The organism is Bacillus sp. PDNC022 (assembly GCF_016919285.1).
GTDB classification, from domain to species: domain Bacteria; phylum Bacillota; class Bacilli; order Bacillales; family Bacillaceae; genus Bacillus; species Bacillus safensis.
This window is the reverse complement of the sequence record NZ_CP070345.1, coordinates 3,446,491-3,465,407: the sequence shown is the minus strand read 5'-3', so window position 1 is coordinate 3,465,407 and position 18,917 is coordinate 3,446,491. Positions and strand designations below refer to the sequence as shown.

Below are 18,917 nucleotides of genomic sequence, written 5' to 3'. Positions count from 1 at the left end.
TTGTGGAATTATTACATTCAAGTGAAACCTGTGCCTTTTCTGTATGTTCGATGAAGGAACGTGCTATAATACTTAAAAATATTGAATAACACAGGAGATTAACAGTGAAGTTCATCCAGACATTAATCTTAACTTTGTTGTGCGCATGTCTTGTTTATTTCGGCTTTATATACGTTTCACAAATCGATCAAGTCAAGAAAACAGCTTCGCCGCAAAAAGCAGCAAAAGAAAACGATACAGCACTTGCGGCTGAAGAAACTCGTTCAACGAAAAAAGCAGAAACCACACATCATTCATTAAAAGGAAGCAAAAAAGCCATGGACGTCATTCTCTACAATCAAATGGATGCGCCAAGGCTTTATAACGGATGCGAAGTCACGAGCTTAGCGATGCTGCTTCATTACAGCGGCTATGAGCAAGTAACGAAAAACGCATTGGCAAATGAAATCAAACGCGTTCCGCTCAATTATGAAAATGGCTTAAAAGGAGACCCTCATGACGGGTTTGTAGGCGATATGGAGAATGGGCCCGGTCTTGGTGTTTACCATGAACCTATCTATCAGCTTGCGAAAAAATACGCGGGCGATCAAGTTGTCGACTTAACCGGAAAGCCTGTCAAAAAAGCCATCTATCAATCACTTGAAAAGGGCTATCCTGTCTGGGTGATTACGACATCCACCTTTGACAAAACAGATAACATCGAGACTTGGAATACCCCAAATGGCAAAATAAATGTAAGCTTTAATGTGCACAGCGTGGTCATCACAGGCTATGACAAGGAGCATGTCTACTTGAATAATCCGTACGGAGAAAAGAATCAAAAGGTCGACCGTGATCAGTTTGAAGATTCTTGGGAACAGATGGGCAGTCAGGCGATTATCATTAAAGCGTAAAAAAACAACCTCTATTCACATAGAGGTTGTTTTTAATGCTTCATTTTTCTAGTAATTCCTTCAGGCGGTTTTCCAGCTTTTCAGCTGTCATCGCACCTCCACCCAGGCTGAAGTATTCATCCCCTCTTTTTAATAAAAGTGTAGGATAACCGTTCACATGAAGTTGATGAACCTTCGCAAAGTCGGCATACGCATCATTGATCGCTTCTTTTGTTTTCATGCGTTCAATGACTGCGTCAGGATCAAGTTGATGCGCCAAAGCGATCTCCCGATACGTTTCTTCATCACTCAGGCTTTTTCCGTCTTGATAAAAAGCCTTTTGCATTGATGAAGCCAAGTACAATGCGCGCTCAGGTGCGATGGATCTTAATGCAGAAAAACCAATGGCCGCAGCCTCAGAGTCTAAAAGAAACGTTCCATTTGCTAACAGCTCCTGATAACGTTCTCCAAACTCGACACCAGTCAGCTGACTAATTCGCTGATTTGCTTCTGGAATGTGTGGATAATTCTTTATTGGAAGACTTCTTTCCCCTACAAATAAACCGCCCGACACAAGTGTGAGTGATATCTCCGGATGATTTTCATGGAAAGTGCGGATACTGTTTGAAAATCCATAACACCAGCCACAATACGCATCCCATATATAGATGAAAGACAATTCTTGCTCATTCATACGTTAGACTCCCCATTATCATTTTTAAGTAGCCATGAAACGGCTTATTCAGCTTCAGATACGACGGTAAAACGTTCTCCAACATGGGCTGCCTGCTCCACTTCATCAACCAGTGCAATGGCGTAGTCAGCATAGCTCACATAGCTGTCACCTTTAGAATTGACAATCAGATGGTCTTTCCCTTTCACGTAAGAACCTGTACGTTTGCCAGCTGGATTAAAGAATGCAGCTGGGCTGAGGAAGGTCCATTTTAATCCCTCTGTCTGTTGAAGATCTTTTAGATTTTCTCCTTGCTGTGAAGCCGTAGCAACAAATTCTTTAGGAAACTCTGGTGTGTCCACTAGTCTTGTTGTTTTCGCCTCATCTACAAATAGACTTCCTGCTCCGCCCACAACGATCAAACGAGTCTCAGGTGCCTCTTTTAAAATATCGATCAGCTTTTTCCCAGCTTCTACATGAAGATGCTCTTTTCCAGCAGGTGCGCCAAATGCATTTACAATCACATCAAAGCCTTTGATGTCTTCTGCTTGCAAGTGAAACACATCCTTCTCAAGAACAGCTAGTGATGAATCTGTCACCTTTTGTGCATCTCGGACGATCGCCGTTACTTCATGTCCTCTTGATTGAGCCTCTTTCACAATTTCTTGTCCTGCTTTACCTGTTGCGCCAATAATTCCAATTTTCATGTTAACTCCTCCTGCAATATGGTTTTATGTTGATAAAGAAAGGTGTAACTATTATGGTTACAACAGAGGTAAAAAAAATTGAATAGATCATCCAATTTTTTTGATTAGCACATGCGTTAGTTCACTTAATTTGATCTCAGCAAGTACTTGCTCCATCGCACTTTGAGCGCGGCATAAAATTAATTCAAGCACCGCTTGAATATTTGCACCGATCGGACAGTCAGGATTTGGGCTTTCATGAATTTGAAACAATTCCCCCTCATCCACGACTTCAACCGCTTTATACACATCGAGCAGTGTGATGTCGTCTTCACTGCGGTTCAGCTGAGAACCACCTTTGCCAAGACTCGTTGAGATTAGGCCTGCTTTTTTTAATTTACTCATAATGCGGCGAATGACCACTGGGTTTGTATTCACGCTTCCCGCGATATCCTCCGATGTCTGTAATGATCCTTTTTCAAGTGATAGCAAGGCCAGAATATGGACAGCGACAGTAAATCTGCTGCTGATTTTCATGTTTTCTCACCTCTGTTGTAATCATTATAGTTACACCATGTCACATTGTCAACAAAAAAGTCTGCCGAGCTACTCAGCAGACATAGATTGACGTGCTTCCATTTCTTCTTTCGTATAAATCATGCGCATTGGATTTCCTCCAACAAATGAGCCTGCTGGCACATCCTTATGAACAAGTGTACCAGCCGATACGATCGCTCCATCCCCAATGGTCACCCCAGGTAAAATAGTTGAATTAGCTCCAATTAAGACTTCATCACCAATATAGACTTCCCCAAGTCTGTACTCTTTAATCAAATACTCATGGGACAGGATGGTCGTGTTATAGCCGATCACACTATTCCGACCGACAGTGATTTTCTCAGGAAACATAAGATCAACCATCACCATTAAGGCAAACGCCGTATCCTCGCCGACCTTCATACGAAGAAAGGTTCGATATATCCAATTTTTCATTCCCATAAAAGGCGTGTACCTTGCCATTTGAATAAAAATGAAGTTTTTCACCACTTTGAAAAAAGGAACTGTCCGATAGACTTGCCGCAGCGAATTGACCCCTTTTACAGGATAACGATCTGTTTTTCTCAACTTAATCAGCTCCAACAATCGCCAGGAGATCACTCATTTTCTTCAGCATGAAATCAGGGCGATGCTTTAAAAGAGCCTCTTCTCCCTTAATAGACCAAGCAACACCTGCCGTTTTTGTCCCTGCCGCTTGACCAGACAAAATGTCGTGATAATTATCACCGACCATCACCGCTTCATGCGGATCACTGCCAAGCTTTGATAATGCCAATTGAACAGGCTCCGGATGCGGCTTCTCATTTTGTACATCATCAAGCGTCACAATGACCTCAAAGAACGGCTCTAAACCGGTCAGCTTCAATCCCATTAAAACAGTATCCCGTATCTTCGTTGTGACAATACCGAGCTTAAATCCTCGATCCTGCAGGACTTTCAATGTGTCGATAACGGTCTCATATTCAGTCACAAGCAGATCATGCTGCTTATGATTAAACGTGCGGTACATCTGAATCATATCATCCGTCAAATCAGGGTCCATCGCAGAGAATGTATCAAATAAGGACGGACCAATGAAATGAAGAATATCCTCACGGCTGTACTGACCAGGGTAATAATGATCCAGCGTATGCTGAAATGAAGCAATAATTAATTCATTTGTATTGATTAATGTGCCATCTAAATCAAATAGCACCGTGTTGATCGTCGATTCGTTCATATGGCTTCCTTTCTAACAGCTGCAAGTTCCCGCTTCCGCCAAATATAGCTAATAGCAGCTGTCAATAAAATTGCAGAAATCAGACGGATGACAAGAAGCGGCCATACTGGAATACCAAGTGGAATAAAAATCAGCGTATCTTCAACCACCGCATGGCAGGCAACGAGGAAAATAAAGGCAAGAGTTAAGTCCTTTTTACTCACACCGTCCTCTTCCACTGCCTTCATCATCACGCCAGCTCCGTACGCCAGACCAATCGTTAATCCAGCCACCATTGTCATAGACGTATTTTCTTTCATCCCAAGCATTCTAGTAAAAGGTGACAGCCACTTAGACAGTGTATGAAGCCAGCCTAAATCTCTCATGAATTGAATGATGATCATGAGCGGGATGACGATACAGGCGAGCTGGAGCACACCGAGTACAGCCTTTTGTAAAGCAAGCAGGACGATCATGTACCAGCTAGAAGGCACATCAGCCGCCTGAGCTGCCGTCAGCAGTCCATATTGCGCCGGCTCCTCGCCTCCCTGCCAAACGAGATGAATGACAATAGCCGAAATAACAGCAAGACTGATTCTGACCAGCAAAATCACAGACACTCTCAGTCCAACCTTTGCTGCCACTGTCGATTCGATGATTAGGTTATGGCAAAAGGACAGCATCACTGCCAAAATAAACACTTCCTTCACAGGAAGCTCTAATGTCAAAATGGCTGCAATCCCCGCATACAAGTTCAGCATATTTCCTAATACAAGCGGAATAGCCGCTTCTCCCGAAAGACCAAACAACCCCATAAATGGCCGAATGAATTGGATGATCCAATCCATGACAGGCGTATGCTGCAAGATACTGACGAGAATGGTCACTGGAAAGATGACTTTGCCAAGTGTCCAGGTTGTCGACAGCCCTGCTTTCAAGCCGTTTTTCCATGTCTCTCCCATCTCTTCTGATCCCCCCTGCTTAATTCGATGAGTTGTTCTCTTTATACGGTATTGATGCGTATCCTTTCATTCTTCTAAAGAAAATCAGTAGAACAGCCACTGCGAATATCGCAATCGAAATCATCTGTGCGATTCGAAGGTGCTCTGTCAGCATTAAGCTGTCTGTTCTCATCCCTTCAATGAAGAAACGGCCGATTGAATACCAAATTAAATAAGACAAGAAGATTTCGCCTCTGCGCAGCGAAGTTCTGCGTAATAAAATCAAGATGACAACACCAACAAGATTCCATAATGATTCGTATAAGAACGTCGGATGATAATAGGTACCATCAATATACATTTGGTTAATGATAAACTCAGGCAGATGCAAATTTTCTAAAAAGGTTCTTGAAACCGCCTCACCATGCGCTTCTTGGTTAATAAAGTTCCCCCAGCGTCCAATTGCCTGCCCTAGTAAAATACTAGGTGCTGCGACGTCAGCTATTTTCCAAAAGGATACCTTTCTCACTTTTGTAAAAACGATGGCTGTCAGCACGGCACCGATCAGCCCGCCATGAATCGCAATTCCACCATTCCAAATTTTAATGATTTCGTTTGGGTGCTGCTGATAGTAATCCCATTCGAAGGATACATAATAAATTCGGGCACAAATAATCGCTATTGGAATGGCAAATAAGATTAAGTCAATAAACGTATCTTTATTGATTCCTCTTTTTTCACATTCTCTCAGTGCGAGCCAAAGTCCAAGCAAGGCCCCGACCCCAATAATCACACCATACCAATGAACCGAAATAGGTCCGAGCTGAAAAGCGATCGGATCAATTGGCTGAATTGCTTCGTTCATATAGTCAACTCCTATTCATCCTGGCCATTGTCTTCAATGACATCGGCAAGTTTACTTGTAAATTGTTCTGCTGCATTATGTCCCATACGTTTCAGCCTGAAGTTCATCGCAGCCACCTCAATGATGACCGCTAAGTTTCGACCTGGCCGCACAGGGATCGTCAGCTTCGGCACATCTGTATCGATGATTCGCATTTTCTCTTCTTCAAGTCCTAAACGATCATACTGTTTGCCTTGTTCCCAAAGCTCAAGGTTCATTACAATCGTAATTCTCTTATAGCTTCTGACAGCGCCTGCTCCAAATAAGGTCATCACATTAATAATGCCTAACCCGCGGATTTCTAAAAGATGTTCAATCAGCTCTGGTGCGCTCCCGACTAACGTATCCTGATCCTCTTGACGGATTTCCACGCAATCGTCTGCGACCAGCCGATGTCCCCTCTTCACTAATTCTAAGGCTGTTTCACTTTTTCCTACTCCGCTTTTCCCAATTAACAACACACCTACACCATATACATCTACGAGCACACCATGAATGGCAGTCGTTGGTGCAAGCTTACTTTCTAAAAAGTTGGTCAATCGACTCGAAAGTCTTGTCGTTTTTAGGCTAGATCGTAAAACGGGCACGCCATTTTCATTTGATGCTTCGATTAATTCCTTCGGGACATCACGATCTCGTGACAAAATAATAGCAGGGGTAATATCTGTACAAAGAGACATCATTCTCTGCTTTCGTTCGCGTTCTGGGAGCTGTTCAAAAAAAGAAAGCTCTGTTTTCCCTAAAAGTTGAACTCTTTCTTTTGGGTAATATGTAAAATAACCAGCCATTTCAATACCTGGTCTGGAAAGATCACTGATTGTAATGGGACGATTAATCCCTTCTTCCCCACTTACCAGTTCAAGATGAAATTGTTCCATTATGTCCTTCGTACGAACTTTCGGCACGCTTCTTCCTCCTTTTATCACAGGCGATTCAGAAATACAGCTCTATTTTATCACTTTCAATGATGAACCCAAAACAGTATTTTATCCTGTTCCTGTTTCACCGCCCTAACTGGTATAGACAACTATACTTAAAAAGAGTAAACTGAAAGCATAGATAACGAATAAGGGGGCTCAAACATGAGCGGTTCTTTATTGCTCTCCAATATTCATATTGTGACAAAATCAAAGATCATTGAAAACGGTTTTGTCGGTTTACGCGATGGCAAGATTGACTATATTTCAACATCACCACCGACAGGAAATTATGAAAAAGTATATATTTCCCGGGAAAACTTTTATTTACTCCCCGGAATGATTGATATTCACATCCATGGAGGATATGGTGCAGACATGATGGATGCGACGGCAGAAGCGATGAATACACTCGCTGACAACTTACCGTCAGAAGGAACGACAAGTTTTTTAGCGACAACCATCACACAAAACCATCATGAGATTGAGCAGGCACTTAAAAATGTCGCTCAGTGGAAACAAAGTAATGAAGCACAAGCAGGAAGTCAGGCACAATGTATAGGAATCCATCTCGAAGGTCCATTTATTTCTAAAGATAAGGCAGGGGCACAGCCTGTTCAATGGATTAAACAGCCGGACATCCCACTTTTTAAAAAATGGCTGGATGCTTCTGATCAGCTCATTCGAATTGTCACGTTTGCGCCTGAGGAAGACACAGATTTTGCATTTCTTTCTCTATTACAAGAAAAGAACATGATCCCTTCTATTGGACATACGAATGCCCATCATGACATGATAAATTTAGCAGCTAAGCATGGTGCACGCCATGTAACGCATCTTTATAACGCAATAAGTTCGTTTCAGCACCGTGAACCGAACGCTGTAGGTGCTGCTCTTACGAACGAGAACCTTTATACTGAGCTGATCACAGATGGGATTCACTCCCATCCTCTTTCCATCAAGCTTGCGTTTTTGGCGAAAGGAAGTGATCGTTTAATCATGATTACAGACTCGATGCGTGCAAAAGGGCTCGGGAATGGAACGTACGAATTCGGTGGTCAGACGGTCACAGTCAGCGGCGAAAAAGCATTGCTGGACAATGGTACACTTGCAGGATCGATTTTACGAATGAAAGATGGCGTCAAACGGATGAAACAGCTCACCGATTGTGATTGGACAGAGATTGCGAAGATGACCTCAACCAATGCGGCCGCTCAGCTGGGACTTGATCAACAGCTCGGTTCCATCGAAGTTGGAAAACTGGCAGATTTGGTGATTTGGGATGAATCTGGTGAACTGATGATGACGATCTGCCGTGGACAAATCGTCTTTGAAAAAAAGGAGGCCAACCACTAATGAACATCATCGAATTTGAAAGCAAAGATCAATTAGGAAAAGAAGCAGCTGCCATTATTGCAAGTACAATAGCTGCTAAACCCGATGCCGTACTCGGCCTAGCAACAGGCGGTACACCTATTGATACTTACAAAGAGTTAATTCAACTTCATCAAGCGCGTCAATTGTCTTTCAAGCAAACAAAAACAATCAATTTAGATGAATATGCAGGACTTGATCCAGAACACGAAAATAGTTATATGACCTACATGAAACGTCATTTATTTGATCATATTGATCTCCCTCACGATCAGTATTTTCTTCCAGATGGCAATGCAGCTCATTTAGAAAAGGAATGCTTAAGATATGACCAGCTCATTGAGGATGTAGGCGGCATCGATCTTCAGCTCCTTGGAATCGGTCAAAATGGACATATTGGTTTTAACGAACCTGGTACCCCTTTCAACTCAAAGACTCATGTCGTGCAGTTAGACGAAAACACAAGACAGGCCAATGCTAGATACTTTTCGTCTATCGATGAGGTACCTACACATGCCATCACGATGGGAATTGCGAGCATTCTTTCAAGTAAAAAGATTCTCCTTCTTGCTTCAGGAAAATCAAAAGCGAAAGTGATACAATATTTAGAACAGGCAGAGATTCATCCAGACTTTCCAGCATCAGCACTGAAACTTCATGAAGATGTAACGGTTTTGATTGATCGAGAAGCTGGATCACTACGCTAAAAACGAGAGGATTTTCACATGTTTATTGATAAGCAGTCACCTATTCCGATGTACCATCAGATTATGGAGAACCTGAAAAAACAGATTGAGGATGGAACATTAGCACCTGATACACTCATTCCTTCTGAAAGAGAATATGCCGAACGCTTTGGTATTAGCCGAATGACTGTCAGACAAGCCTTATCGAATCTTGTGAACGAAGGATATTTGTATCGACAAAAAGGAAAAGGCACCTTTGTAAGCCGAAAAAAATTTGAACAGCCGCTTCAAGGCTTAACAAGCTTTTCAGAGGATATGCGCCAGCGTGGACTCAAAGCATCAAGCCAGCTGATTGACTTTAAAAAAACTGCATGTCCAGAGCACTTGCTGCCAGTCTTACATCTGTCAAATAGTGATGCTGTATTTGAGCTCAAACGGATACGCCTTGCAAATGATGAACCAATGGCGATTGAAACGAGCTATATACCTGAAAGATTTGCCGGAGATTTAACAAAGAAACATTTAACTGGCTCTTTATATGAATATATAGAAACTCACACTGGCCATGTCATTGCTCATGCAAAACAGGAACTTGAAGCCAATGTTGCAACAAAGGAAGAAGCAAACTTGCTGTCTATTTCAGCAGGCGATCCTGTGCTGTCGATAACAAGAACGACTTTTTTTCAACAAGACATTCCATTTGAGTATGTCGTTTCTGTTTATAGAGGGGATCGTTACAAGCTCATTCATACAATGGAAAGATAAACAGTGCCCCTGACACGGAGCACTGTTTTTTATTTCCTAAGAAATTTTGTTTCACCATCATCTTTTGTATGAATTTTCCATATAGGTGAGATGGCTTTTCCTTGAAAACGATCTTTTGCTACAGTGTACCAATAATAATCTTCATTTGGCTTTAAGCCTTTCCACTCAAAGCTCGCTTTTTTGCCGCTTTTTATGCCTCGCGCCTCTCCTAGAAGAACATTCGTATACACATTGAGTTCAAAATAATTGGTTTTGACAGATTTCATTTTCGGTGTCAAATCCACATCGATTGAAAATTCATCCTTATCTCCATACGTTTTAGGATCATAAAAATGCTCTTGATTCAAGTAAGGTGAGTATGTCGTAAAATGAAGCTGATTTTTTTCTTGATCAGCTGTTATTACCCTCATAAACCCTTGACCACCTTCAGGTCCTGACTGATAATCGGCAAGTATTTGGTATACTTTCCTGTCTACTTTCCCATCATGGTCATCATCAAGCTCATCTACTTTCCTGCTTGCTCCGTGGTAATGACCGCTAAATACTGCCACAATATTAGGATGGCGTTTCACCACTTGGTGGAAGATGAGGTCGCCAATCGGGCTTCGGTTGCCGCTCACTAACAAATACTCATGGAAATTTAAAATGACGATACGATCTGGATGCTCAGAAATTACACGGTTTAACCAATCAATTTCATCTTGCTTAATTCCCCAGCCCATGTACACCATCATATAATCATTGCCGCCGGCAGAGATGAGATCATAATGACCTTTATTGTTTCGATAGGATTCACCATAGTAAGGCTTATCAGCAAAGCGTTTTTCCCCGAAATATTTCCCGTATTCCGCATATAAACCGTCCTTGTGTCTAACATCATGATTTCCTGCTAAAACACCATAGGGAATGTGATTCTCATCTAATACACGCATAAATGTATCAGCACGCTGCCATTGCTTATCCTTTGAATCATCCACAATATCGCCTGTATGGAACACATATTGAATGTTTAATTTTTCCCTCTGATCTCTGATCCATTCGACCATTTGTTTAAAGATATGAGGATAACTCCTTGCATAATATTGAGTGTCAGACATCCATACCATCTTATATGGCTTTTGCGATTTGCTGATTTCATCCTGTACTAGCAAATCAAACGTTTGATTCTTCATGTACTGTCTCACTGACAGCAGCCCTTTCAGGTAAAATTCCTTTGTATCCTTGGCAAAGTGATGAGTAACTTTATCCCACTTTTCCTGCTGGTGATTCCATGCGTACATTGTCACCTTTCTCCCTGACAGTGAACTCCCTTTCCATACAGCTTCGACGACATCCTTTTCACGTACATCATGATGAACCTTAATTTGAAAACGGTGATAAGGAAAACGCTGTAAATCCTTCGTTTCAACTGCCTTCCCATCAACAAATGCAATGCGGTTCCTTTCTTGATCAGAAAAAATCATTTCTCCTTTTTGGAGATAACTCTTTGGCGGTTCTGTCTCTGCTGCATACTTAAAAATCTTCATTGAAGGATGCAGCGATGTATATTGATAGGCACGATAAAAAGAGTAATCTAACTTATCATTCGTTGGATCCTTTGTTAGCACAGTTTGCTTTGATGATTTCATTTTCGTCTTATCTGCCACCCGTTCTGGTGTTTCAGGATGCTCATGTACCGTCTTGAACTCTTTTTTCAACGTCGATACGTTCCCGGCAGCGTCTTTTGCTTTGATTGTCAACGTGTGCTTCCCTGGCTTTAATTCACTAGAGGATGTCTGATATGGTAAAGAAACTGGTTTGCCATCTACATATGCCTTCAACTCCTCAATGTCACTCCAACGATCCGTTACTTTTGCTTTTAATGTAAAGGCGCCTTTATATTGATCCTTTGCTTGTACGTTGGTTTTGATTCTCGGCCCAGTATTATCAACTTTCACACGTACTGAAGCATGCTCGTCTGAGGTTTTGGCCTCAATCACGTGCGGCCCTTCTTTCAGCCTTTTTGTGTCCCACTTTAGATAGGTTGAGACATAAGCCTCTTTTGGAATCTCAAATTGAAACGTTCTCACCTTTTTGGCATTCCCGCCGTCTCCCATTCTCCATTCTTTTTGCGGCTTCGCATTGATTGGCGGGATTTGTGTTCCATTCGATAAGATCATCCTGACATTTTTCAATTCAAAATCATCATGATTCTCTCCAGGAAGCCGGTCCATCGGAGAAGACTTCGTGCCAGCGTGGAAAGAGATTGTTTGAAGACCTGCCTTTTTTATCTCTTCTTCGGGTATTGGCATTGTATAGGTACGATACACTTTTGTCGAATCATCAAAAACAGAAAGTAAACGCTTACCTATAGACACACCATTTTTAAAATATAAATTTGTTCCTTTGACATCAAATGCGATATATGGATCTGCTTCAAGGGCAGAGGATACTTGCTGATTCCGTTTTCCATCTATCCTCAATTCGATGCTTTTTTTCTGATCAGACGTTGCCTTTAATGAAAATAACCCTGAAACCGTATCTCCCTCTTCTACATTGAATCGGAGACCGTGGGCTTTGCTGATCTGCTCCACATCAATCGTCTTTTTCAACGTCTTGGCTTCATTTTCGCCGTCTGACGCTTCAAGCTGATATTCCAATTGTTCCTTCCCAATCAACTCAGGTGAATAAATAATATGATGAAATAACCGGTCATTATGGTCTTTTTGCAGCAGGATTTCCTTGAACGTATCTTTTCGATTCGTTCGATAGCGCAGCTTGACGGTTTTCACGTCCTGATCATCTTGGACATCTGCTTTAATCTCTACGCTTTCAGTTGGTTTCACTGGCTTCCTCACTGTCATATCTTCAATCACAGGTTTATGGATATCTTGAGAAATTTCCTTTTTCTCAGATGGAATTTGTGCTTTTAGCACTTTACCTGGAGTGGGTTCTTCCTCGATTTTCGAGATCAGCTTCATCTGCGTCGTACCATCCATTGGATACTTAAACAGCAAGGATTTATGCTCGCTAAACCATGATGGCTTCAAGCGAAATGCGGCAGAAGAAATTTCTTCACCTATATTTGTTGTGATCGAAACAAGACGAGATTTAGAGTTGGACAGCCCTTTGCTCTCGATAATGGACAAATGCTCGCCCTCTTTTAATTGGCTTTTGTACATGGCATTAAAGTCCGCTGCAGTTAAATGCTCCTGCCCTTTTTTTCTCAGCCAGAAAACATAAGGTTTTCCAGGTGAAATGGTGACTGGATTTGTGTGGAAGGAATATACATCATCCATTTCGATACCATGAGCAGGATTGCGATAGCGGAGCTGATAATGTTTAAGAGAGATAGGCGCATGTGTCGTGTTATACACTTCGATAAACTCAAAAGCATCTTTGCCTTTTCGGTTTTTTGAATTGACGACAATTTCTGTGATGAATAAGTCCGGAATATGTGAAAGATCCTCTTCAAATCCATTTAAATGAACCGATTTCTCAGCCGTTTTGATCACTGATTTTTGTGTAAGGAACTCTGTATAGTAACGAACGGTTGGATTCCATAATTGATCTGGTGGAATTTTCGCTGTAAATTCTGGTTTCATTCCTGGCAGCCGTTCCATTGGAATCAAGCGGTATCCCAGTTCATCACTTTGTTTATAGTACAAGTTCGCAGACAAAATCTGTTCTTGGTCACTAATGGACGCACGAAACTGAAGATCATGGCTTTTTCCTTGAACCGGGCGGACGTCCACATGAAATTGATCAAAGATAAAAGGAGAAAAAGGCTTGTCTGGTACATTCACTTCTGTTTGAAGAAAAGGCCCTGCTGAAGCAGGCTGACTGAAACAAAAAAGAATGATAAAAAAACATAAAAGCATAATTTGTCTGCTCACGTTCACCATCTTGCACCGCCTCCCTTCGGATATTGTGTCTCCTGAAGGTGGTTTTTATGTCAGATGGAAAGGAGAAACGATACAAATTTGCACAAAAAAACCGTTAGCTTTTTTTCGCTAACGGCTCTACAATTCCTTTTTGTATCAACAGATGGAAAATGGATAAAATGACAGCCATCCAAATGGCCGTTCCGAACCCATCAATGTTAAAGCTATCCCCCATAAAGCTCGATGTCATCATGAGTGTAATGGCATTAATGACAAATAAGAACAATCCAAGTGAAAGGACGGTCACTGGAAGCGTTAAAATGATCAAAAACGGCTTCACTAAAATATTGAGCAAGGACAAAATGATACTTGCCACAATGGCTGCGCCGAACCCTTCAATATACACGCTACCGAGCCCAGGCAGAATGCCCGAATCAAAATATCCAGCAATGACGATTAAAAGTAATGCATTTACTAAAATACTGATGATCCATCTAAACATTTAGTTAGTGCCTTCTTCCGGAACAACAAAATACCAGATGAAGTAGATCAGGAAGATCGGCATAAATGCTGTCAAAAATCCGATGATGACGGTTAAAATGCGAAGCAGGGATGCATCCACGCTTAAGTATTCCGCAAGTCCACCAACAACACCCGCTATTTTTTTATCTGTTGCTGAACGATAAAGCTTCTTCATGTAGAATCACTCCTTGTCTGATTGGTGCTTTACTTGTATTGAGCCTGTTTTTGTTTCTGCAAAAATGGATATACTGTGCACCGCTTGTTGATTGGCTTTGATCATTTTCTCTTTTTGTAATGTTTCATTTTTCTCTTTAATCATCTCTGCATCAAGTAAATCGTGAGAGATAGACCCGAGATTGCTTTTCAGCTCAGCAGTTACTGCACAAGCACGCGGGATTTGAACGTCCACACTGCCTGTTGTCGTTTTCGCATAGATGGAACGGCACTTTTCATCTGACAGCTGAACAGCAATATTTCCGTTAAAGCTTTGGGCATCAATTGATTCACTTTTCCCGCGCAGGTCTATGAGCCCATTGATGGTTTCTACTTCAATCATACCACACTCGTGATCTGCCAGTTTAATTTGTCCGTTTGCTGTTTCAATTCCGACTTTTTCAGCCTGTAAGGAGGCAAAAGAAACAACCCCATTTGTCGTTTTCGCGGCAAGTTCTTTTGTCTTTAGCTTTTCCCCGCGAATCGGCCCATTAAACAGCTTGATCTTGATCTTATCGTATTGGATACGCGGTACGTATAAAGTAACATTGACTTTCATCGTCTTTTTTTCAGTTCGAATAAAAAATTTATCTCCTTCAAGCCCGCAGTCCAATTGATTGAGAAATTGCTGTCTTGCCTGCTCTCCATCCTCTGCACGGTAGATTTTCGCATGACACTCAGCTCGAATATCTCGATCGTCCCAAGGCATCACGTTGAGGCTGCCGTTCGCCAATTGAATATCTAAATGAGAAAGCGATGCGTCCTTGAACTGAAAAATATGCTCAACATCAACTGACTGTCCAAAGTTCAAATCAAGATCCACGTCTTTTACCTTTTTCACCGCAGAATCTAACCAGCCAAACAGCTTTGCCCCAAGGTTTTCGGTGCCATTTCCTTTGCTCTCTGCTCCAGCTTTTTCTTCATGAAAGGTGTGCTCAGCTGTAGACTTTTCTAATGAGACTGACTGACCTTCTTCTAGTTTTTCTAAAAGCGTAATTGCTTCTTTTGCTGACAATATCCCGTCTTCTACTAATTTTAAAATTCGTTCTTTTTCATTCATACAAAGCCCTCCTAAGATTTGATGGATTGAAGTACTTTAATACCTTGAATGATATTCCAAATGACAGAGATCAAAAAGCCAATGACTACTAAAAAAGACAAGATGAACACCGTCATGACTGGCATAAGTGAGTCGCCTGCTTGTGTCGCCAATAAAAATGGGATAGACCCAAAAACCAACAGAATGCACGCCGCGACCGGCAAAAGATGTGACCATAATGCCCGCATCGCGTGCCGCTTCGTTTCCTTTTGATCTACTACAAAAAACGCCACGATCGGTACGATAAACGGCATAAAAAATACACTAAAGTAACAAATAGAAGCAATAATCGACTGATCTCTATTCATATATATTCGCTCCTTTATAACGAAAATTCCTTTCTAACTCATACGTTTATTGCGTATAAAAAGTTTCAAAATCATTCGATTTACATATGACCTTAGACACAAATTATTTCTTTTTGCACCTAAGAGTAGATTCTTCACAGATTACCCTTTAAAATATGTTGAAAAGATGGTGATTATCAATATAGGGGGTAATTATTTTGACAGATCATCATAATTCAAAACAAACGGCTCAAACGCTTTTAGACCTTATACAGAAACAGAAAAGCATGAACAGCGATATGATCAAGGAGCTTGAGACCATTCATCCGTCTCATCCAAAGTATGGTGATATCCGTTATTTAAAGGTATTGCTCGACAGCAGCAGCACCCATATTTTAAAGGATTTAACGCACCTCACTAATTTAATGCCGAAGGAAGATGTGCAATAAAAGAAAAACCCCTCATATTGAGGGGTTTTCTTTATGAAGAAGTCACACTTTCCGTTTCTTTAACCAACTGTTTCATGCGCTTACGGTCACGCTCTAAAATAGGCTTCAAGTATTTTCCTGTGTAAGATGCTTCTTCTTTGGCAATGTGCTCAGGAGTGCCAGAGGCAATGATCGTTCCGCCGCCTGCACCGCCTTCTGGTCCGAGATCAACAAGATAATCAGCAGCCTTGATAATATCAAGGTTGTGCTCAATGACCAACACTGTATCTCCGTTTTCAACCAAACGCTGAAGCACTTTTAATAAACGGGCAATATCATCCACATGCAGTCCTGTTGTCGGCTCGTCCAAAATATAAAGAGACCTTCCGTTCGAACGGCGGTGAAGCTCAGATGCCAATTTCACGCGCTGCGCCTCTCCTCCGGACAATGTCGTTGCAGGCTGTCCAAGTGTAATATACCCTAGCCCAACATCATAAATCGTTTGAAGCTTCCGCTTAATTTTCGGGATATTCTCGAAAAATTGGAGTGCGTCCTCCACAGTCATTTCAAGCACATCAGCAATGTTTTTCCCTTTATATGTGACCTCGAGTGTTTCACGGTTATAACGTTTCCCGTGGCACACTTCACAAGGTACATACACATCTGGCAAAAAGTGCATTTCAATTTTAATGATGCCATCCCCGCGGCAAGCCTCACAGCGGCCGCCTTTGACGTTAAAACTGAACCTGCCTTTTTTGTAGCCTCGTACCTTTGCTTCGTTGGTCTGTGCAAACACATCCCGCACATCATCAAAGACACCTGTATACGTGGCAGGATTGGATCTTGGTGTACGGCCAATTGGAGATTGATCAATATCAATGACCTTATCCAAATGATCCATTCCTTTGATTTCTTTGTGCTGTCCTGGCTTCGCCTTCGCTCTGTGCAATTTTTGTGAAAGTGATTTTAATAGAATTTCATTCACAAGCGTACTTTTCCCTGAGCCGGATACGCCGGTCACAGCTGTAAAGACGCCCAGAGGAAACTTCGCATTCACGTTTTTCAAGTTGTTTTCTTTTGCACCTTTTATCTCAATATAGCGGCCGTCTGGTTTTCTTCTTTCAATTGGCAGCGGGATAAATTTCTCACCAGATAAATATTGTCCTGTTAAGGATTTCGGGTCCTTCATGACTTCTTCTGGCGTTCCAGCTGAAATCACTTCTCCACCATGAACTCCTGCTCCAGGTCCAATATCTATTAAATAATCAGCGGCTAGCATCGTATCTTCATCATGCTCCACGACAATCAGTGTGTTTCCGATGTCGCGCATGTTTTTCAACGTCCCGATCAACCGGTCATTATCGCGCTGATGCAGACCAATGGATGGTTCATCTAATATATAAAGAACACCTGTCAGCCTTGACCCGATTTGAGTCGCCAGGCGAATCCGCTGCGCTTCTCCGCCTGATAGTGTGCCAGCCGACCGGCTCAAATTCAGATAATCTAATCCCACATTATTTAAGAAGGACAAACGCTCTTTGATTTCACGTAAAATGAGCTGGGCAATCTGCATATCTTTCTCAGACAACTCGATTTTTTCATAGAAATCAAGGGCATCAGAGACAGACAAATCGGTGATTTCCCCGATATGCTTGCCATTGATGAGAACCGCCAGCGTTTCTTTTTTCAGACGATACCCTTTACATGTTGGACATGGCTGATTGGCCATATATTTTTCCATTTGCTCACGAATATAATCTGAGCTTGTTTCCTTATAACGCCGTTCAATATTACGAAGAACGCCTTCAAACTCAATTTCATTTTCACGTACCTGACCAAAATCATTTTCATATTTAAAATAAATCCGTTCAGATCCGCTTCCATATAAAATTTTATCAAATAAATGCGATGGGATATCTTTTACCGGAATGTCCATGTCGATACCATAATGTGTACATACAGCTTCAAGAAGCTGCGGATAGTATTGCGAGCTTTGCGGCTCCCATGGTGCAATGGCATGCTGCCGTAAAGTCAGCTCCTTATTAGGAATGACAAGCTCAGGGTCGACTTCCAGTTTAGAACCAAGCCCATCACAGCTCGGACAGGCACCAAAAGGGCTATTAAATGAAAACATTCTCGGCTCAAGCTCACCGATAGAGAATCCGCAGTGCGGACAAGCATGATGTTCACTGAATAACAGCTCTTCTTGTCCAATCACATCAATCATCACCCGGCCTTCGCCTAACCGAAGCGCAGTTTCAAGAGAGTCAGACAAACGAGCAGCAACGCCTTCTTTGACCACAATTCGATCAATGACCACTTCAATGGAATGCTTCTTGTTCTTTTCAAGCTCGATATCTTCTGAAAGGTCTTCCATCTCTCCATCGACTCTCACTCGCACATAGCCCTGCTTCCGAATTTGATCAAGTACTTTCACATGTGTTCCTTTGCGGCCGGATACAACTGGCGCAAGCACTTGCAATTTCGTTCTTTCAGGATACTCTAAAATACGATCTGTCATCTGCTCAATCGTTTGTGACGTAATTTCAATCCCATGTATAGGACAAATAGGTTTTCCGACTCGAGCATACAAAAGACGCAAGTAATCATAAATTTCAGTGACAGTACCAACTGTTGATCTAGGGTTTCGGCTCGTCGTTTTCTGGTCAATACTAATCGCCGGAGAAAGACCTTCAATGGCATCTACATCCGGTTTATCCATTTGTCCAAGAAATTGGCGTGCATACGCTGAAAGAGATTCAACGTACCTGCGCTGACCTTCTGCATAAATGGTATCAAAGGCAAGCGACGATTTTCCTGAACCAGATAATCCCGTAATGACCACTAGCTGGTCACGCGGGATATTGACATCAATATTTTTAAGGTTGTGGGCTCTAGCACCTTTCACCTCTATTCGTTCCATAGCCATCA

At 41.9% G+C, this 18,917-nt stretch carries 19 protein-coding genes; 5 read left to right on the top strand and 14 right to left on the bottom strand.

The features are described 5' to 3' along the window. The first annotated feature begins 104 nt into the window (after positions 1-104). On the top strand, positions 105-893 hold the full coding sequence (locus JVX94_RS17600; RefSeq protein WP_144472063.1) for a C39 family peptidase: 789 nt from the start codon (positions 105-107) through the stop codon (positions 891-893). 40 nt (positions 894-933) lie between these two features. Here JVX94_RS17600 and JVX94_RS17595 read toward each other — a convergent pair whose 3' ends face one another. The 8 genes from JVX94_RS17595 to hprK all read right to left on the bottom strand — a co-directional run bounded on the left by JVX94_RS17595 (position 934) and on the right by hprK (position 6,737). Continuing rightward, a complete protein-coding gene (locus JVX94_RS17595) occupies positions 934-1,566 on the bottom strand; it encodes a DsbA family protein (RefSeq protein WP_144472061.1) in 633 nt (210 codons plus the stop codon). A gap of 44 nt (positions 1,567-1,610) precedes the next feature. Then, positions 1,611-2,252: an NAD(P)-dependent oxidoreductase gene (locus tag JVX94_RS17590; protein WP_024423566.1), complete on the bottom strand. Its 642-nt coding sequence runs from the start codon at positions 2,250-2,252 to the stop codon at positions 1,611-1,613. Positions 2,253-2,339: 87 nt separating this feature from the next. Then, positions 2,340-2,768 carry an Rrf2 family transcriptional regulator gene (locus JVX94_RS17585; RefSeq protein ID WP_024423567.1) on the bottom strand — a complete coding sequence of 143 codons (429 nt, stop codon included), beginning with the start codon at positions 2,766-2,768 and terminating at the stop codon, positions 2,340-2,342. 69 nt (positions 2,769-2,837) lie between these two features. Further along, positions 2,838-3,356, bottom strand: coding sequence for an acyltransferase (locus JVX94_RS17580; protein ID WP_056765708.1), 519 nt, complete (start codon positions 3,354-3,356; stop codon positions 2,838-2,840). A gap of 1 nt (position 3,357) precedes the next feature. Then, positions 3,358-4,008 (bottom strand): pyrophosphatase PpaX, encoded by a 651-nt coding sequence (gene ppaX / locus JVX94_RS17575; RefSeq protein WP_024423569.1) that lies wholly within the window; start codon positions 4,006-4,008, stop codon positions 3,358-3,360. After that, positions 4,005-4,949, bottom strand: a complete 945-nt coding sequence (locus tag JVX94_RS17570) for a nucleoside recognition domain-containing protein (RefSeq protein ID WP_144472059.1) — start codon at positions 4,947-4,949, stop codon at positions 4,005-4,007. The genes ppaX and JVX94_RS17570 overlap by 4 nt, the downstream gene beginning before the upstream one ends. 19 nt (positions 4,950-4,968) lie before the next feature. Then, positions 4,969-5,793 (bottom strand): prolipoprotein diacylglyceryl transferase, encoded by an 825-nt coding sequence (lgt, locus tag JVX94_RS17565; RefSeq protein ID WP_095409640.1) that lies wholly within the window; start codon positions 5,791-5,793, stop codon positions 4,969-4,971. Between the two features lie 11 nt (positions 5,794-5,804). Further along, positions 5,805-6,737, bottom strand: a complete 933-nt coding sequence (gene hprK, locus JVX94_RS17560; protein ID WP_024423572.1) for an HPr(Ser) kinase/phosphatase — start codon at positions 6,735-6,737, stop codon at positions 5,805-5,807. 177 nt (positions 6,738-6,914) lie between these two features. Between hprK and nagA the strand changes: the two genes are divergently transcribed. The 3 genes from nagA to JVX94_RS17545 are packed head-to-tail and all read left to right on the top strand — an operon-like array spanning position 6,915 to position 9,574. Then, positions 6,915-8,105: an N-acetylglucosamine-6-phosphate deacetylase gene (nagA, locus tag JVX94_RS17555; RefSeq protein ID WP_205183969.1), complete on the top strand. Its 1,191-nt coding sequence runs from the start codon at positions 6,915-6,917 to the stop codon at positions 8,103-8,105. Continuing rightward, positions 8,105-8,830 carry a glucosamine-6-phosphate deaminase gene (gene nagB, locus JVX94_RS17550; RefSeq protein WP_095409642.1) on the top strand — a complete coding sequence of 242 codons (726 nt, stop codon included), beginning with the start codon at positions 8,105-8,107 and terminating at the stop codon, positions 8,828-8,830. The genes nagA and nagB overlap by 1 nt, the downstream gene beginning before the upstream one ends. An 18-nt stretch (positions 8,831-8,848) precedes the next feature. Then, on the top strand, positions 8,849-9,574 hold the full coding sequence (locus tag JVX94_RS17545) for a GntR family transcriptional regulator (RefSeq protein ID WP_205183966.1): 726 nt from the start codon (positions 8,849-8,851) through the stop codon (positions 9,572-9,574). Positions 9,575-9,603: 29 nt separating this feature from the next. Here the strand turns inward: JVX94_RS17545 and JVX94_RS17540 are convergent, their stop codons facing one another. The 5 genes from JVX94_RS17540 to JVX94_RS17520 all read right to left on the bottom strand — a co-directional run bounded on the left by JVX94_RS17540 (position 9,604) and on the right by JVX94_RS17520 (position 15,579). Beyond that, complete coding sequence (locus tag JVX94_RS17540) at positions 9,604-13,458, bottom strand: metallophosphoesterase (RefSeq protein WP_205183963.1); 3,855 nt, start codon at positions 13,456-13,458, stop codon at positions 9,604-9,606. 94 nt (positions 13,459-13,552) lie between these two features. Continuing rightward, positions 13,553-13,939: a phage holin family protein gene (locus tag JVX94_RS17535; protein ID WP_095409645.1), complete on the bottom strand. Its 387-nt coding sequence runs from the start codon at positions 13,937-13,939 to the stop codon at positions 13,553-13,555. Continuing rightward, positions 13,940-14,134, bottom strand: a complete 195-nt coding sequence (locus JVX94_RS17530) for a PspC domain-containing protein (RefSeq protein WP_060698416.1) — start codon at positions 14,132-14,134, stop codon at positions 13,940-13,942. 6 nt (positions 14,135-14,140) lie between these two features. Continuing rightward, on the bottom strand, positions 14,141-15,232 hold the full coding sequence (locus JVX94_RS17525; protein ID WP_144472051.1) for a DUF4097 family beta strand repeat-containing protein: 1,092 nt from the start codon (positions 15,230-15,232) through the stop codon (positions 14,141-14,143). A gap of 11 nt (positions 15,233-15,243) precedes the next feature. Continuing rightward, a complete protein-coding gene (locus tag JVX94_RS17520) occupies positions 15,244-15,579 on the bottom strand; it encodes a magnetosome magnetite crystal formation protein family (protein ID WP_144483640.1) in 336 nt (111 codons plus the stop codon). A 197-nt stretch (positions 15,580-15,776) separates the two neighbouring features. On the opposite strand from JVX94_RS17520, the gene JVX94_RS17515 reads away from it, so the two are divergent. Next, positions 15,777-16,007, top strand: coding sequence for a hypothetical protein (locus JVX94_RS17515; RefSeq protein WP_144472049.1), 231 nt, complete (start codon positions 15,777-15,779; stop codon positions 16,005-16,007). A 31-nt stretch (positions 16,008-16,038) separates the two neighbouring features. Here the strand turns inward: JVX94_RS17515 and uvrA are convergent, their stop codons facing one another. Then, entirely contained in the window at positions 16,039-18,915 is a 2,877-nt protein-coding gene (uvrA, locus tag JVX94_RS17510; protein WP_095409648.1) for an excinuclease ABC subunit UvrA, read from the bottom strand. Positions 18,916-18,917 lie beyond the last annotated feature (2 nt).